Source organism: Bradyrhizobium oligotrophicum S58 (assembly GCF_000344805.1).
In the GTDB taxonomy this organism is placed as follows: Bacteria; Pseudomonadota; Alphaproteobacteria; order Rhizobiales; family Xanthobacteraceae; genus Bradyrhizobium; species Bradyrhizobium oligotrophicum.
Genome location: NC_020453.1, coordinates 4,067,996 through 4,082,921, shown reverse-complemented (window position 1 = coordinate 4,082,921; position 14,926 = coordinate 4,067,996). Strand labels below are relative to the sequence as shown.

Annotated in this window: 16 protein-coding genes; 2 read left to right on the top strand and 14 right to left on the bottom strand. The window is 66.1% G+C overall.

Annotated features, from left to right (window positions below; all coding sequences use genetic code 11):
• Nucleotides 1-270: 270 nt before the first annotated feature.
• Nucleotides 271-1,293: an aldo/keto reductase gene (locus S58_RS17505; RefSeq protein WP_015666682.1), complete on the bottom strand. Its 1,023-nt coding sequence runs from the start codon at nt 1,291-1,293 to the stop codon at nt 271-273.
• 236 nt (nt 1,294-1,529) lie between these two features.
• On the opposite strand from S58_RS17505, the gene xth reads away from it, so the two are divergent.
• Nucleotides 1,530-2,321, top strand: coding sequence for an exodeoxyribonuclease III (gene xth / locus S58_RS17500; RefSeq protein ID WP_015666681.1), 792 nt, complete (start codon nt 1,530-1,532; stop codon nt 2,319-2,321).
• A 16-nt stretch (nt 2,322-2,337) separates the two neighbouring features.
• Nucleotides 2,338-3,207 carry a class A beta-lactamase gene (bla, locus tag S58_RS17495; RefSeq protein ID WP_015666680.1) on the top strand — a complete coding sequence of 290 codons (870 nt, stop codon included), beginning with the start codon at nt 2,338-2,340 and terminating at the stop codon, nt 3,205-3,207.
• On the opposite strand, the gene S58_RS17490 is transcribed toward bla, so the two are convergent.
• From S58_RS17490 to S58_RS17430, 13 genes are all read right to left on the bottom strand, one after another.
• Nucleotides 3,162-4,022, bottom strand: coding sequence for an urease accessory protein UreD (locus tag S58_RS17490; protein WP_015666679.1), 861 nt, complete (start codon nt 4,020-4,022; stop codon nt 3,162-3,164). The two genes, bla and S58_RS17490, sit on opposite strands and share 46 nt — an antisense overlap.
• A complete protein-coding gene (gene ureG / locus S58_RS17485) occupies nt 4,019-4,663 on the bottom strand; it encodes an urease accessory protein UreG (RefSeq protein WP_015666678.1) in 645 nt (214 codons plus the stop codon). Before ureG ends, S58_RS17490 begins: the two co-directional genes overlap by 4 nt.
• Nucleotides 4,660-6,366 carry an urease subunit alpha gene (gene ureC, locus S58_RS17480; RefSeq protein WP_015666677.1) on the bottom strand — a complete coding sequence of 569 codons (1,707 nt, stop codon included), beginning with the start codon at nt 6,364-6,366 and terminating at the stop codon, nt 4,660-4,662. The genes ureG and ureC overlap by 4 nt, the downstream gene beginning before the upstream one ends.
• A 3-nt stretch (nt 6,367-6,369) precedes the next feature.
• A complete protein-coding gene (gene ureB / locus S58_RS17475; RefSeq protein ID WP_015666676.1) occupies nt 6,370-7,068 on the bottom strand; it encodes an urease subunit beta in 699 nt (232 codons plus the stop codon).
• A gap of 11 nt (nt 7,069-7,079) precedes the next feature.
• Nucleotides 7,080-7,757, bottom strand: a complete 678-nt coding sequence (locus S58_RS17470; protein WP_015666675.1) for an urease accessory protein UreF — start codon at nt 7,755-7,757, stop codon at nt 7,080-7,082.
• Nucleotides 7,750-8,199, bottom strand: coding sequence for an urease accessory protein UreE (gene ureE / locus S58_RS17465; protein WP_015666674.1), 450 nt, complete (start codon nt 8,197-8,199; stop codon nt 7,750-7,752). The genes S58_RS17470 and ureE overlap by 8 nt, the downstream gene beginning before the upstream one ends.
• Nucleotides 8,200-8,319: 120 nt before the next feature.
• A complete protein-coding gene (locus S58_RS17460; protein ID WP_015666673.1) occupies nt 8,320-8,622 on the bottom strand; it encodes a putative quinol monooxygenase in 303 nt (100 codons plus the stop codon).
• Nucleotides 8,622-10,136, bottom strand: a complete 1,515-nt coding sequence (locus S58_RS17455; RefSeq protein WP_015666672.1) for an amidase — start codon at nt 10,134-10,136, stop codon at nt 8,622-8,624. Before S58_RS17455 ends, S58_RS17460 begins: the two co-directional genes overlap by 1 nt.
• Before the next feature lie 86 nt (nt 10,137-10,222).
• Nucleotides 10,223-10,924 carry an ABC transporter ATP-binding protein gene (locus tag S58_RS17450; RefSeq protein ID WP_015666671.1) on the bottom strand — a complete coding sequence of 234 codons (702 nt, stop codon included), beginning with the start codon at nt 10,922-10,924 and terminating at the stop codon, nt 10,223-10,225.
• Complete coding sequence (locus tag S58_RS17445; RefSeq protein ID WP_015666670.1) at nt 10,921-11,649, bottom strand: ATP-binding cassette domain-containing protein; 729 nt, start codon at nt 11,647-11,649, stop codon at nt 10,921-10,923. Before S58_RS17445 ends, S58_RS17450 begins: the two co-directional genes overlap by 4 nt.
• A 1-nt stretch (nt 11,650) precedes the next feature.
• A complete protein-coding gene (locus S58_RS17440; RefSeq protein WP_015666669.1) occupies nt 11,651-12,706 on the bottom strand; it encodes a branched-chain amino acid ABC transporter permease in 1,056 nt (351 codons plus the stop codon).
• The gene (locus tag S58_RS17435; RefSeq protein ID WP_015666668.1) at nt 12,706-13,572 is read right to left on the bottom strand and encodes a branched-chain amino acid ABC transporter permease; all 867 of its coding nucleotides are present in this window, start codon (nt 13,570-13,572) and stop codon (nt 12,706-12,708) included. Before S58_RS17435 ends, S58_RS17440 begins: the two co-directional genes overlap by 1 nt.
• Nucleotides 13,573-13,636: 64 nt before the next feature.
• On the bottom strand, nt 13,637-14,875 hold the full coding sequence (locus tag S58_RS17430; protein WP_042339740.1) for an urea ABC transporter substrate-binding protein: 1,239 nt from the start codon (nt 14,873-14,875) through the stop codon (nt 13,637-13,639).
• Nucleotides 14,876-14,926: the final 51 nt, after the last annotated feature.

Genomic DNA, 14,926 nt, shown 5'->3' with positions numbered 1-14,926 from the left:
AATCCGATGCGGTCCGCCGGGACGACTTAGTGAGCCAAACATCGTCACATTGAAGACTGCGGGTCCGGCACAGTCGTGAGGCTCAACCGCCGATCGGTCCGGGGTCGATGCCCCCCGTTGTGGCGGCTCCAGAATGACCGAAGCGCGGCCACGTGACGATCGAAGCATAATGTTAGCGCCCACCGGGCCACGGCGTCAAATGCGTCGGCGCCGCAGGCGCATCTCCTGCGGTCCGTGATCCACAAGAGTTGTCACGGTTTCATGCTGCGCCTAGCGCCGCTCGTTCAGCATCGGGAAGCCGCGCTGATGCCAGACCGGATAGGCCGCAGGCGTGTCGCTCGCGGCATCCAGCGTGGCCACTTGCTCCGCCGTGAGGCTCCAACCCACCGCGCCGATGTTCTCGATCAGCTGGCTCTCGTTGCGGGCGCCGACGATGATGGTCGCGACCGTCGGGCGCTGCAGCAGCCAGTTCAGCGCCACCTGCGGAATGGTCTTGCCGGTCTCCTTGGCCACTCCGTCGAGCGCATCGACGACGCGATAGAGCCGCTCCTCCTCGAAATGCGGTCCGGTGCCGGCGATGTCGTGGGCGCGGGTGCCGGGCTTGGCCGGCTGTCCCCTGCGGATCTTGCCGGTCAGCTTGCCCCAGCCGAGCGGGCTCCAGATCACCGCGCCGACGCCCTGGTCGATGCCGAGCGGCATCAGCTCCCACTCATAGTCGCGGTTCAGCAGCGAGTAATAGGCCTGGTGCGCGACATGGCGCGAAGTGCCGTAGCGGTCGGAGGCGGCCAGCGACTTCATCAGGTGCCAACCCGAAAAATTCGAGCAGCCGATGTAGCGGATCTTGCCGGCGCGCACGAGCTGGTCGAGCGTCGACAGCGTCTCCTCGACCGGCGTGTTGTAGTCCTGGCCATGCAGCTGGAACAGGTCGATGTGATCGACCCCGAGCCGCTGCAGCGAGCCGTCGATGGCGGCGATGAGATGCTGGCGCGACGAGCCGTAGTCGTTCGGACCACCGCCTTTCGGGAACGTCGCCTTGGTCGAGATTAACAGGCGGTTGCGCTTGCCCTTGATCGCCGCACCGAGAATGCTCTCGGCAAGACCGTCCGAGTAGACGTCGGCGCTGTCGAACATCGAGAGGCCGTGATCGAGGCAGACATCGATCAGCCTGGACGCACCACCCACGTCGGTCCCGCCCCAGGCTTTGAAGAAGTCGTTGCTGCCGCCAAAGGTCGCGGTACCGAAGCCAAGCGCGGGCACCCGAAGGCCCGAATGCCCGAGACGTCGATGTTCCATCATTCTCTCCCCTGTCTCGCGGTCTCCTGGACCGGCTTCGCGACGGCCAGATGAATACGCGGACCCGCGGTCCCCGACCATGGTGGACCGTGCATGGCATTGTTGCACTTGCAGGCGTTACCGTTCGCGTTTGCCAGGCGAGTCCTGTGATTCCGGCTGCGATCCGTCTTGCCGGAGCGGTCGCAGCTTGATCTAACCGAGGCCATCTCTCCTGAAGGCCCCGGGAACTTAAGCCCATGCGCATCGCCACCTGGAACGTCAATTCGGTCAGGCAACGGATCGAGCACCTCGTGACTTGGCTGAAGGAATGTTCCCCGGACATCGTCTGCCTGCAGGAAATCAAGTGCACGGACGATGCCTTCCCGCGGCTCGAGATCGAGGCGCTCGGCTACAACGTCGTCACCCACGGCCAGAAGACTTTCAATGGCGTCGCGCTGCTGTCGAAGCTGCCGTTCGACGAGACCAAGTCCGGGCTCGCCGGCGATGCCGAGGACGTGCATGCCCGGTTCCTCGAAGGCGTGGTCAGCCTCAAGAGCGGCGTGGTCCGCATCGCCTGCCTGTATCTGCCCAACGGCAATCCGGCGAACACCGAGAAATATCCCTATAAGCTCAAGTGGATGTCGCGACTTCGTGACTACGCGCGTGAACGGCTGAAGACCGAGGAGCCGCTGATCCTCGCAGGCGACTTCAACGTGATCCCGGCCGCCGCCGACGTCTCCAATCCGGAGGCCTGGGTTGACGACGCGCTGTTCCGGCCCGAGACGCGCGAGAGCTTCCAGTCGCTGCTCGGCCTCGGCCTCACCGACGCGCTGCGCGCGGTCAACGATGCGCCGGGGCAGTACACGTTCTGGGACTACCAGGCCGGCGCCTGGCAGAAGAACATGGGGATCCGGATCGACCACCTGTTGTTGTCGCCACAGGCGAGCGACCGGCTGGTCGAGGTCGGCGTCGACAGCTATGTCAGGGCCTGGGAGAAGCCGTCGGATCACGTGCCGGTATGGGCCGATTTCGATCTCGAGACGGCATAGATTCGAAGGACGGCCCATGACGATCTATACACGGCGGCAATTGTTTCCGCTCGCATTCGTGCCGCTGCTGGTGGCGAAGCCGGCGGTTGCCGCCGACCTGCAGGCGACCATCGCCGGCATCGAAGCCGACAGCGGCGGCCGGCTCGGCGTGGCGCTGCTCGACACCGCGAGCGGGGCGCTGAGCGGCCATCGGCTCGACGAGCGGTTCCCGATGTGCAGCACCTTCAAGGCACTGCTGGCGGCTGCCATTCTCGGCAAGGTCGATGTCGGCACCGAGCAGCTGGCGCGACGGATTCCGATCGCGCAAGGAGACATCCTGTCCTACGCACCGGTGACCAAGGCCTATGTCGGCACGTCCGGCCTGTCGGTCGGCGAGCTGTGCGACGCCGCCGTGACGCTCAGCGACAACACGGCGGCGAACCTGCTGCTGGCGACGCTCGGCGGCCCGGCTGGCCTGACCCGCGCGATCCGCGGCTTCGGCGACGCCGTCACCCGGCTCGACCGCATCGAGCCCGAGCTCAATGAAAGCGTGCCGGGAGATCCGAGGGACACCACGACGCCAGCCGCGATGGCGCAGACCCTGGCCAAGCTGACGACCGGCAATGCACTGTTGCCCGCCTCCCGCGATCAGCTGACGGCCTGGCTGATCGCCTGCAAGACCGGCGGTGCCCGGCTGCGCGCGGGCTTGCCCGCAGAATGGCGCGTCGGCGACAAGACCGGTACGGGCGAGCACGGCAGCGCCAACGACGTCGCCGTGATCTGGCCTTCAGGGCGCGCACCCGTGATCGTGACGAGCTATCTGACCGAGACCAAGGCCGGTGACGACAGGCGCAACGCGGTTCATGCCGCCGTCGGCCGCGCCGTGGCGGACGCGCTCGGCGCTTGAGCTGCGCGCGCGCCGAGATCGATGTCGCGATGGACCGCCGCAACCGCGTCGAAGCCGGCGCGGAGCTGCTGCATCTCGCAGGCCGCAAGGCGAACACCGATACCGGCGCTATCAGGCAGCAGGCTCGCCGCGGCATACAGGCCGCCGACGCACGCGAGTGCATCGGCGAGACGCAGGCGGATCGCAGCGAGGTCCTGCCTCTGCGGCCGCATCAGCACAGCAGAGCCGAAGGCGCGGTGGCCCTTGAAGGCAGCGGCCGCCGGATTGCGCAGGTGCATGCGATCGATCAGCATCGGCTCCTCGCCAGACCTGCGCACGATCAGCGTGGAGTCGAGCTCGCGGAACAGGCGGCCCAGCCCGTTGGGGTCGTGCATCGTGAAGGCGTCCGTGACGAGCGCCGAGACGTCTTGCGCGCAGTCCAATTCGAGCACCTGGCACAAGGCGGCATCGGGAAACAGGATGCGGGGCTCCGGTCTGTAGTCGAGCGACGCGCCCCTCTCGACACGAAGCAGCACCTGCTCCATGGCGCGCACGCCGGGCTCGGCGCGATGCACTGACGTCGCACCCTGCGTCGTGATCGAAACGGCCGCATCCACATGCAGCGTGAAGCGCTGCGCCAGCCGGTCCTCGCCATGCACGGCGCCGCTGCCGGTCTGCAGGATCACACTGAGAACATCCGGGCGCGCGACGTCCGTGTGGAAGCTGCGCGTCAGCACGAACGGCCAGGCGAACAAGCGCCGGTCGATCACGGTGCGGCCGCCGCGGCGGACGAAGGAGAGGTCGAGGCGCGGCGGCTCTGGGGATGAAGCGCTCACGTGCGGAACAGCACCTCGCGCTCCAAGAGATCGACGATCGCCTCGATGCCCTCGCCGCGCCGGCAGTTGGTCAACAGCACCGGCCGGCCGCCGCGCACCTCCGTGGCCTCGCGCTGCATGCGCGCAAGGTCGACGCCGACATGAGGGGCGAGATCGACCTTGTTGATGACGAGGAGATCGGCGCGGATCACGCCGGGGCCGCGCTTGCGCGGGATGTCGTCGCCGCCGGCAACGTCGATCACGAACATCCAGAAGTCGGTGAGGTCGCGGGAGAAGGTCGAGGCGAGATTGTCGCCGCCGCTCTCGAGCAGGATCAGCTCGACGCCGGGAAAGCGCCGCTCCAACTCGTCGGCGGCCTCGATGTTGAGCGTCGGGTCCTCGCGGATCACGGTGTGCGGACAGGCGCCCGCCTCCACCGCCGACACCCTCTCCGGATCGATCAGGCCGGAGCGGCGGACGCGCTCGGCATCCTCTGCCGTGACGAGATCATTGGTGATGACGGCGATGTCGATGCCGCGCGCCTGCAGCGCCGGGATCAGACGCTCGACCAATGCGGTCTTGCCGGAACCGACGGGCCCGCCGATGCCGACGCGCGCGGCGGTCATCGGGGCGTCGGCACGGGTGAGAGCGAGACGGCTCATCGCAGCATGAACCTCCGGGCGAGCGGCACGGTCGTGGCCGGCGGACACATCAACAGCTTGCCGTCGGCGCGCACCTCGAAGGTCTGCGGATCGACCTCGACATGCGGCATCGCGGCGTTGCGGACCATGTCGGTCTTGCGCAGCCGGCGGACGTTCTTGATCTGCACCGTCTCGCGTCCGAGCCCGAGCCTGGCGCGGATGCCGGCGTCGACCGCGAGCTTCGACATGAAGTTGAAGCCGAGCCGCTGCGGCGCCGCGCCGAGCGCGCCCCACATCCGCTTCTGGATCATCGGCTCCGACAGACCGAGGCTGCCATTGCCGTCGCCCATCGCCGCCCACACCGGGAAGCCGTTCTTGATCACCATGTACGGCTTCAGCCCGAAAGAGGCGCGTGGCCACAACACCAGATCGGCCATCTTGCCGACCTCGATCGAGCCGACCACATGATCGATGCCGACGGCAACAGCGGGGTTGATCGTAAGCTTGGCAATGTAGCGCTTGATGCGTTCATTGTCGGCGCGATCTGTCGTCTCCTCCGGCAGCCGGCCGATGCGATCCTTCATCACGCTGGCGAGCTGCCAGCATTTGGCGACGTTCTCGGCCAGCCGTCCCATCCCTTGCGTGTCGGTGCCGAAGATCGAGATCGCGCCCATGTCGTGCAGAAAGTCCTCCGCGGCCATCGACTGCGCGCGCACCCGCGCCTCGCCGAACATGACGTCTTCGGGGGCGTTGTAGTTGAGCTGATGACAGATCATCGTCATCGGCACGCCCTCCTCCATGCCATAGGAGGTGTAGGGATTGGTCGGGTTGGTCGAGGATGGAATGACGTTGGGCCAGGACACGACCTTGAGCAGGTCCGGCGCGTGGCCGCCGCCAGCGCCCTCGACGTGATACATGTGGATGGTGCGGCCATCGACCGCCGCCATCGTGTCCTCGCAGAAGCCGTATTCGTTGATCGAATCCGTGTGCAGATGGACGGCGAAGTCGTTACGGTCGGCCGCGATCAGGGTGTTGTCGATGACATCAGGCGCCGCGCCAAAATCCTCGTGGATCTTGACCGACATGCCGCCGGCTGCGACCGCCTCCTCCACCGCTTCCGGATTGGAGCCGCCGCGACCGAACAGCGCGTAGTTCAGCGGCGAGAACTCGATCGATTTGAGGAAGTGACCGAAGTTCGGCCCCGAGCCCGAACCGACGTCGAACACCGGCCCCGAGCCGTTGCCGACCATCGTCGTGGTGCCGCCGGCGAGCGCATGGTCCGACTGCTCCGGCGAGATCAGGTGGGCGTGGCTCTCGATCGCGCCCGCCGTGACGATGAACGGACCACCGGCGATCGGCGCAGTGGTGTGGCCGACCACCATGTCCGGGTGCACGTCCGGCATGATGTCGGGGTTGCCGGCCTTGCCGATCCCGACGATGCGGCCGTCGCGGATACCGATGTCGGCCTTCACGATGCCGATCACGGCGTCGACGATGGTCGCATTCTTGACGACGACGTCGAGGGCCTTGTGCTGCGACGTCCGGTGCGCCGCGACGGCCTCGCCGTCGCGGATGTTCTTGCCGGCACCGACCAGCAGCTCATGGCCATAGGTCGTGTAGTCGTGCTCGATTTCGGCGAGCAGGCTGGTGTCGGCGAGCCGGATCAGATCGCCCTTGGTCGGACCGTACAGTTCGGCATAGGCGCGGCGGGTGAGTGTGGCCATGACTTACGCTCCGAGATAGCCGCGCGACTGCGCGAGCTTCAGCGCGGCGTCGCGCGCACCGGGAGCATCGAGGGGGCCGTTGACCAGCCCGGCCTGGCCGCGCACGATGCGATCGCCCATGATCGGCACCAGCCGCACCGATTTGAAGATCCCCGGTTCGAACCGCATCCCGAGCCCGGCGGGCCGATCGATCTTCATGCCCCAGGCCGCGGCGCGGTCGAAGCGCAGCGCGCGGTTGACCTCGAAGAAATGGGTATGGCTGCGCACCTGGATGTCGCGATCCCCGGTGTTGACGACGTCGATGCTGACAGCCGGCAGCGCGGTGAACATCTCGATATCGCCAGCGCCTTCGATGATCTCGCCGGCCACGGTCGCATCATGCACTGCGCCTTCGGCCGGCTGGATCGGCTCGAACAGCGCCATCACCTTGGTGCCCTCGGCGAACATCAGCTCGACATAGAGCATCGGGATCATCTGGGCGACGCCGGGCTCGACGTCATCGGTCGTGAGCAGCCGTCCGGCCATGTCGCGGATCTCGGCATAAGGCAGATTGCGTCGCGCCGCGGTCATCACCTCGTCGGTGATGTAGGCCACCGCCTCGGGATGGCTCAGCTTGATGCCGAGCGAGCGGTTGCGCCGCGCCATCTGCGCGGCGTTGAAGATCACGAGACGATCGAGCTCAGTCGGCGACAGGTTCATCATGGCGCAGCCTCTCAGGTCGTGAACATGCGCACGTGCCGCAGCGGACCGCGCGACACTGCGATGTCGATGAAGGGCGTGAAGCTCGACGGGATGGCGTCGTGGTCGGGCGTATCAGTGAGGACGTCAGAGAGCAGCGCGCGGCCGCGCGCCAGGCTGCGCTGCGACTCGATGTGGCCGATCAAGCCGAGCCGCACGGCAGCGCTGACGAGGCCCGTAACCAGCGTCCAGCCGGACACCAACTCGGCGGCGTCGAGGCCGAGGCCGGCATCACGGCCGGTGATCGCCTGCACGACCGGCAGATGGCCGAGCCTGGGATCGGCGGAGACGCGCGCGCGATAGGCGATCGACAAGGCACCAGTGAGCTTGACCCAGACGCCGAGCAGCGCCCTGCCCGCGCGCCGCGAGCCCTCGCGCATCTCGGCCGACGGCGTCGCGGCCTCGGCGAGGCGATCTACGCCTGCCATCGCGGCGGTATCGTCGGCGTGCCAGGCGCGCCGGAGCAGGATGCGATCCATCGTCGCCCAGCGCTGGGCCAGATGATCGGCGATGACATCGTCGAGATCGTCATGCCCGGACAGCAGGCCGTCGGCGGCGAGGCCCTCGATGCCCCAGGAGAATGCAAAGCCGCCGGCCGGAAACGCGCTGTCGCCGAGTTGCAGCAGAGCGAGCGCCTCGGACCGGTCAAACATCGCCACGCTCCACGACCTCACCGGACTCGAGCAGCGGTAGAATGCGCGCACGATAGCTCTCGATGGGCGCGTCGAGCAGCACGACGAGGCAATCGCCTTCGAAGCGGACGCGCCAGTGCAGATTGCCGGCGTGCCAGCCCAGCTTCAGCGCGCTCGCATTGTCGTGCGCCTTGAGGCGCAGGACCTGCTGCTCGCCGAAGCGGGCGATGATCGCGCGTTCCGTGTCGAGATGCAGCACCGCGCCGTCGACCAGTTCCTCGTCGCGATCGAGGCTGACGGCGCAATCGGTGCCGCGGTCGGTGGTCAGGCGGAAACGCTTGCGTCCGGCATCGGCCGGCGGCACGAACAACAGCTCGATGCCGCCGCGATGCTCTAGCGCGTGGATGCGGCCGGCATAGGCCTTGTCGTCGGCTCGTCCCATGATGCCGTGCAGACGGAGCATCGGCGTGGTTCCTCTTGTTGCTCGGCGCTCGTCGTTCGAATTGGGGCCTCATGGTTCGAGACGTCCGCCAAGAGGCGGGCGTCTCGAAGGACGGTTGGCTTGCTTGCCTCTTTCAGCGTCCTACCGCAGCGTCGCCGAGACCTCCTGCGAGGTCACGAGAATGACTTCGCCGTCGAGGATCGGCTTGGCGATGCCGAAGAAGGTCGCAACTGGCGCCGACGTATTGTGGCGATCCATCGCGGCCTGGTCGGTAAAGCGCTCATAGGTCGTGAACAGACCGGGCTCGGTCTCGCTCTGCGAGATGAAGAACCCGATCGTCTCCGGCTCGTTGGCCGCGACATGGGCCGCGACGGCGACAAGAGCGTCGCGCATCGTGGCCTCATGTCCCGGCTTGGCCCTGATGACCGCGGTGATGGTGATCATCAGAACTTTTTCCAGTCGCCGTCGGCCTCGAACGCCGCCGCCGCCTGGTAGATGGTGGACTCGGCGTAGTCCTTGCCGATCAGCATCAGGCCAACCGGCAGGCCGTCCGAGAGTCCGCACGGCAGGGTCATCGCCGGATGACCTGTCACGTCGAACGGGCTGGTCGTCGCCGTCATCTCGAAGGCGCGCTGCACGACTTCGGCGAGCGGCGCGTCCTTGGCCGGGATCGGCGTGGCGACGCAGGGCAAGGTCGGCATCAGCAAGAGGTCGTAGGAGCCGAACATGGCGTCATAGGCGGCCTTGGCCTGGATCGCGATGTTGCGCGACTTGGCGTAGTAGCGGCCGCGATAGTGCTCCAGGCCCCACTGCCCGACCAGCATGGTCAGCTTCAAGGTCACGGAGAGATCGTCGGCGCGGGTGCGCCAGCCGGAATGCGCATCGAGCAGGCCGACGTCGTACAGGCCCTTCCAGTTGAAACCCATGCCGTTGCCGAGCATCATCTGCACCAGGAAACCTTCGAGCGTGATCGGATTCCACGCCGCCAGCGCATGCATGTGCTCGGGGATCGAGACCTCCGACACCGAGGCGCCCATCTTGGCGAAGCGCTCAGCGCCGGCCTTGACCTTGGACACGACGCCCTCTTCCATGTTCGGAGCGCTGAAGCCCTCCTTGAGCACGCCGATCTTGAGGCCCTTGACGCCCTTGCCGAGCGCCTCGGTGTAGGCCGAAACCTTCGGGGCGTATTGGCGCGGATCGAAGCCGTCGGCGCCGGCCAGGACTTCGAGCAGCAGCGCATTGTCCTTGACGTTGGCCGTCATCGGGCCGGTGTGGTCGATCGTCGACTCGATCGGCATCACGCCGGTGTAGGGCACGAGACCATGCGTCGCCTTCATGCCGTAGATGCCGCAATAGGACGCGGGGATGCGGATCGAACCGCCCTGGTCGCCGCCGATAGACATGTCGACCTCGCCGGCCGCCACCAGTGCGGCGCTGCCCGAGGACGAGCCGCCGGCCGAATAGCCCATCTTCCAGGGGTTGTGCACCGGCGCCGGATCGGAGGTGTGGCTGCCGCCGGACAGGCAGAAATGCTCGCACACCGCCTTGCCGACGATGGTGCCGCCGGCATCGAGGATGCGGGACACGATGGTGGCGTCGGCGGCCGGGATGAAGCCTTCGAGGGTGGTCGAGCCGTTCATCATGGGAACGCCGGCGAGAGCGACGTTGTCCTTGAGCACGACGGTGCGGCCCGCGAGCTTGCCGCCCGCAGCCCCCTTCACCTCGGTCTTGATCGCCCAGGCGTTGTACTTGTTCTCCTTCGCCGGCGGCTTGGCGCCTGGCGTGCGCGGATATTTCACCGGCGGCAGCGGGTTCGGCAGCTCATCGATGATGTCGTACTGATCGAACATCCCGCCCATCAGCGCGAGATATTCGGCGGCCTCCTCGACCGTCATGTTCATGTGCAGGCTGGCGGCGAGATCGGCGACTTCCTCGGCATTCGGGCGTTTGATGGACATGAGTCATCCTTTCTTGTGAGGACAAGCTGGGCAGAAACAGCAAATTGTCAGTTCAAAGGGCCGGCGCTCGCGCGCCGGTACGGGCTCTAGCTCGGGACCATCTGACCTTCCCGGGCCAGGAGAGTCTCACGGTCGAGTTCCTCGGTAATGCGTCCCTTCTGGATGTGCAGGATGCGGTCCGACAACGACGTAATGAATTCAAGGTTCTGCTCGACCACGATCAGGGACATCTTCCAGCGCGACTTCAGCGCCAGCAGGGTCTCGATGATCTCCTCGATGATCGACGGCTGGATGCCTTCGGTCGGCTCGTCCAGCAGGATCAGCTTCGGCTTGGTGCAGAGGCAGCGCGCCAGCGCCAGCAATTGCTGCTCGCCGCCGGACAACGCGCCGCCGCGACGATCGAGCAGCCGGACGAGCCGCGGGAAATCCTGCAGCACCATGTCGATGACCGCACGGTCCTCCTTGGGCGCGGATGCGAGGCCCATGCGCAGATTTTCCAGCACCGACAGATCCGGAAATATCTCGCGTCCCTGCGGCACCAGGCCAATGCCGAGCCGCGAGCGCTCGTGCGGCTTGAGATGCGTGATGGTCTTGCCGGCAAACACGACAGACCCGTCGGTGGTCGGCAGATGCCCCATCAAGGTCCGCAGCGCCGTGGTCTTGCCCATGCCGTTGTGGCCGAGAATGCCGAGATACTCGCCGTCGGCCACGGTCAAGTCGACGCCGAACAGGATCGGAATCCGGCCATAGCCGGACTTGAGCCCCTTGACCTCGAGGAGCGCGCTCATGCTGCCACCTTCTTGCCGAGATAGACGTCACGGACACGCTGGTCGGCGAGCACCTTGTCGACGGTGTCCTCGACCAGCACGCGGCCCTGGTGGAAAACGGTCACGCGCTTGGCGATCTGCTTGATGAACTCCATGTCGTGCTCGACCACGACGATCGCGCGGCTCTGGTTGATCTCGCGGATGATCGCAGCGGTGTGGAAGGTCTCCTCGTCGGTCATCCCTGCGGCAGGCTCGTCGAGCAGGATCAGCTCCGGCTCGGCGGCGAGCACCATGCCTATTTCGACCCATTGCCGTTGGCCGTGCGACAAGGTCGCGACGATGCTATCGGCGTGGTCGGTCAGCCGGATCATCTCCAGCACGGCGTCGACCGCGGGGCCCTGCTGGCGCGGCGTCGCCTTGCGGCGCACGGCCATCCAGATGTTCTCGCGCACCGACAGGCCATTGAAGACGTTCGGCACCTGCGTCTTGATTCCGATCCCCATCCGCGCGATCTCGTGCGACAGCTTGCCCGCGATCGGCATGCCGCGGAACGCGATGCTGCCCGAGGTCGGCACCAGCTGGCCGGTCAGGGTCTTGAAGAACGTGCTTTTTCCCGCGCCGTTCGGGCCGATCAGGCAGCGCAGCTCCATCTCCTGCAGGGTGAAAGTGATGTCGTCATTGGCGACGACGCCGCCGAACCGCATCGTCAGGTGCTCGGCCTTGAGCAGAGGAACGAGGTCCGCCATGTCACTCGGCTCCTGCAGGATGCGCCGCGGCCGCGGATTGCACTGGGGGACCGTTGGTCTTCGGCTTCGATTCCGGGACCAGCCGCATCAGAAGATCGCGCGCCGTCGGCACCAGCCCCTTCGGCAGCAGCAGCACGAACACCAGCAGCACGGCGCCGAGCACCAGATTGGAGTTCAGCGCCTGCTGCGAGCCGATATAGGCGACGATGTATTCGATCAGCACGCAGCCGACGATGGGGCCGAGCAAGGTGCCGAGGCCGCCGACGGTGATCCAGATGATGATCTCGGCCGACAGCGACAGGCTGAAGATGGTCGGGCCGACGAACGCGCCCCAGTTGACGTAGAGCGCGCCCGCGAGGCCGGCGATCGCGCCGCCGAGGATGAAGGTCAGGCACTTGACGAGACGCGGGTCGTAGCCGAGCAGCGAGGCGCGCACCTCGTTCTCGCGCACCGCGACGATGATCCGCCCTGCCGGCAGCGCCAGCAGGAGACGCAGCAGCAGGAATACGCCGAGCAGCGCGAAGCCGGTGGTCCACCACGACTGCTCCGGCGACAGCACCGTCGACGGATCGAACGGCATGTTGAAGGTCGGCACGGCCGGCATGCCGTTGAAGCCGCCGAGCAGCGCCTTGCCGATCTTGTAGGCGTCGCCCGAGGTCGAGTTGACCGAGTTGAACAGGATCAGGGTCACGGTCAGCGTGATGACGCCGAGATAGACGTCGGAGATGCGGCCGAAGAAGATGAAGTAGCCGAGCACAGCGGCGAACAGCGCCGGGATCACGATGGCGAGCAGGATCGCCGGCGTGGAGTCCTGGAAGTTGATGGCGGCGATGGCGTAGGCGTAGCCGCCGAGCCCAAAGAACGCGGTCTGGCCGAACGACAGGATGCCGCCAAAGCCCCAGATGAAGGCGAGGCTCAGCGCCAGCACGGCCATCGCGGCGAACAGCGTCAGCTGCATCAGCGCGAACAGCTCGATGACGCTCGGGATGATCGCAATCGCCATGATGGCGAGGATGACCGCGACTGCCTGCGCGGCGAGCCGATAGTGCCTGGGCATCACAGGTTCCCCTTGAAGAAGCGCCCGGAGATGCCCTGCGGCAGCAAGCGGATCAGCACGATCGCGGTGGTGAAGACGATGACCTCGCCATAAACCGGCGTGGTGAAATAGGCGCCGATCTGGTTGACCGCGCCGAACAGGCTCGCCGCCGACATCGTGCCGGACAGGATCGCAGCGCCGCCGCCGACCACCGTCATGAATGCTTTCGCCACATAGGCGCCGCCCATGCCCGGCGTGATACCCGACACCGGCGCGAGAAGACCGCCGGCGAGGCCGGTGACAGCAGCGCCGAGCGCGAAGGTCGCCATGTAGACACGCGCCGGATTGACGCCGAGGGTCGCGGCCATCGCCGGGTTCTGCATCGTGGCGCGGGCGATCAGGCCGAAGCGCGTGTACTGCATCACGCCATAGACGATCGCCATCATCACGATCGCCATGGCCGCCAGGAACAGCGTATAGTAGCTCGACTGGTAGGAGCCGATCGAGAAGCCGCCGAGCGGCGTCGGCACGCCCTGCTGGGTATTGCCGTAGATCGTGGTGATGATGCCGATGATGAGAAGGCTGAGGCCCCAGGTCGCCAGCATGGAGTCGACGAGCCGGCCGTAGAGGAAACGAATGAGGCAGCGCTCGATGACGAGGCCGACCAGGCCGACGAACACCGGCGCGACGATCAGCATCGCAATCCAGATGTTCACCCCGGCATTGGCCGAGATCACCGTCGCGTAGGCGCCAAGCATGATGAACTCGCCGTGGGCGAGGTTGATGATCTTCATCATGCCGAAGATGATCGCCAGTCCCAGGCACAGCAGGAACAGCGAGGAGATTCCGTTGAGAACGTCGAGCGCGAGGATGACGTAGATCGCCATGCATCAGATCTTTCAGGGCAGTCCAATGAACGGGCCCCGCCGGACGGCGGGACCCGGGAGCGCGTCAGAGATTGATGATGTACTGCTTGGTGTCGGCAGGGTTCTTGACGAGGTCGCAGACACTCGCCGTGTCCGCCGGCTTGGCGTCGGTGTAGGTCTCCAGCACCGACCATTTGCGATCCTTGACCTCGGCGAGGTAGGCGTTGCGGACGGTGTGATGGGTCGGCTTGTCCAGCGACACCTTGCCGCTCGGACCGTCGAAGACGAGGCCGCTTTCGAGGGCTTCGATCACCTTCATGCGGTCGATGCTGCCCGCCTTCTTGACGCCCTCGGCCCAGAGCATCACGCCTTCATAGGTGCACGCGGCGAGCTCGCTGATGTAAGGCGAATCCGGATGCGCCTTCTTGATCTTCTCGATGAAGCTCTTGGAGGCCTGGGTGGTCAGTTCCTCGAAGTAGCCGTAGGCGCCGATCACCGCGTCGCTTTCGGCGGCATCGAGCGTCGATGGCTCGTTGACCAGGCCGAAGGTGGTCGAGGCGATCGGGATCTTGCCCTTCATGCCGGCCGCGGTCCACTGCCGGTAGAACGCGGTATGGTTGCCGCCGACCAGCGCCGATAGGATGAGGTCGGGCTTGGCCGCCTGGATCTTCGAGATGGTGGATCCGAAATTGGTGACGTCGAGCGGGAAGAAGTCGGTCGAGAGGATCTCGCCGCCATTGTCCTTGCAGTATTTGGTCATCCACTTCGCGGTGATCTGACCGTAATTGTAGTCGGCCGCGATGATGTAGGCCTTCTTGCCGGACTTCTTCATCGCGCTCGGCACAAGCTTCTCCACCGTCTGCGCCGGCGTCGTGCCGGTGCAGAAGGTGTTGCGGTCGCAGACGCCGCCTTCGTACAGCGTATTGTAGAAGTACAGCACCTTGAAGCGGTCGAAGGTCGGACGGATCGCCTCGCGCGAGGCCGAGGTGATGCCGCCGTGGACGACGTCGACCTTGTCCTTCACCGCCAGCTGCTGCGCGTATTGCGAGTACATCTGGATGTTGGACTGGGTGTCGTAGTGCATCACCTTCAAGGGACGTCCGAGCAGGCCGCCTGCGGCGTTGATCTCGTCCACGGCCAACTGCAGCGCATAGACCATCGGCGTGCCGGAGGTGCCGATGGGGCCGGACTGGTCGTGCAGGCTGCCGACCGTGATCGGGTTCTCGGCCGCGAGCGCACCCGAGCGCAGCACGGCGGGTGCCGCGATCAAGGTCGAGGTCGCGATGGCCGAGCGTTGCAGGAAACGACGTCGGGAGAGAGTCATAAAGGTCCCCATGGGTTGATGATGCTGGTTCACGATCCGCATGAAGTTTAA

Coding starts and splice junctions, on each gene's coding strand:
- S58_RS17445 (WP_015666670.1), bottom strand. CDS start 11,649: ATGGCGGACCTCGTTCCTCTGCTCAAGGCCGAGCACCTGACGATGCGG.
- S58_RS17455 (WP_015666672.1), bottom strand. CDS start 10,136: ATGTCCATCAAACGCCCGAATGCCGAGGAAGTCGCCGATCTCGCCGCC.
- ureC (WP_015666677.1), bottom strand. CDS start 6,366: ATGGCCACACTCACCCGCCGCGCCTATGCCGAACTGTACGGTCCGACC.
- S58_RS17430 (WP_042339740.1), bottom strand. CDS start 14,875: ATGACTCTCTCCCGACGTCGTTTCCTGCAACGCTCGGCCATCGCGACC.
- S58_RS17435 (WP_015666668.1), bottom strand. CDS start 13,572: ATGGCGATCTACGTCATCCTCGCGCTCGACGTTCTCAACGGAATCTCC.
- S58_RS17470 (WP_015666675.1), bottom strand. CDS start 7,757: ATGTTTGACCGGTCCGAGGCGCTCGCTCTGCTGCAACTCGGCGACAGC.
- S58_RS17440 (WP_015666669.1), bottom strand. CDS start 12,706: ATGCCCAGGCACTATCGGCTCGCCGCGCAGGCAGTCGCGGTCATCCTC.
- bla (WP_015666680.1), top strand. CDS start 2,338: ATGACGATCTATACACGGCGGCAATTGTTTCCGCTCGCATTCGTGCCG.
- S58_RS17505 (WP_015666682.1), bottom strand. CDS start 1,293: ATGGAACATCGACGTCTCGGGCATTCGGGCCTTCGGGTGCCCGCGCTT.
- ureE (WP_015666674.1), bottom strand. CDS start 8,199: ATGCTCCGTCTGCACGGCATCATGGGACGAGCCGACGACAAGGCCTAT.
- S58_RS17460 (WP_015666673.1), bottom strand. CDS start 8,622: ATGATCACCATCACCGCGGTCATCAGGGCCAAGCCGGGACATGAGGCC.
- ureG (WP_015666678.1), bottom strand. CDS start 4,663: ATGAGCCGTCTCGCTCTCACCCGTGCCGACGCCCCGATGACCGCCGCG.
- xth (WP_015666681.1), top strand. CDS start 1,530: ATGCGCATCGCCACCTGGAACGTCAATTCGGTCAGGCAACGGATCGAG.
- S58_RS17450 (WP_015666671.1), bottom strand. CDS start 10,924: ATGAGCGCGCTCCTCGAGGTCAAGGGGCTCAAGTCCGGCTATGGCCGG.
- ureB (WP_015666676.1), bottom strand. CDS start 7,068: ATGATGAACCTGTCGCCGACTGAGCTCGATCGTCTCGTGATCTTCAAC.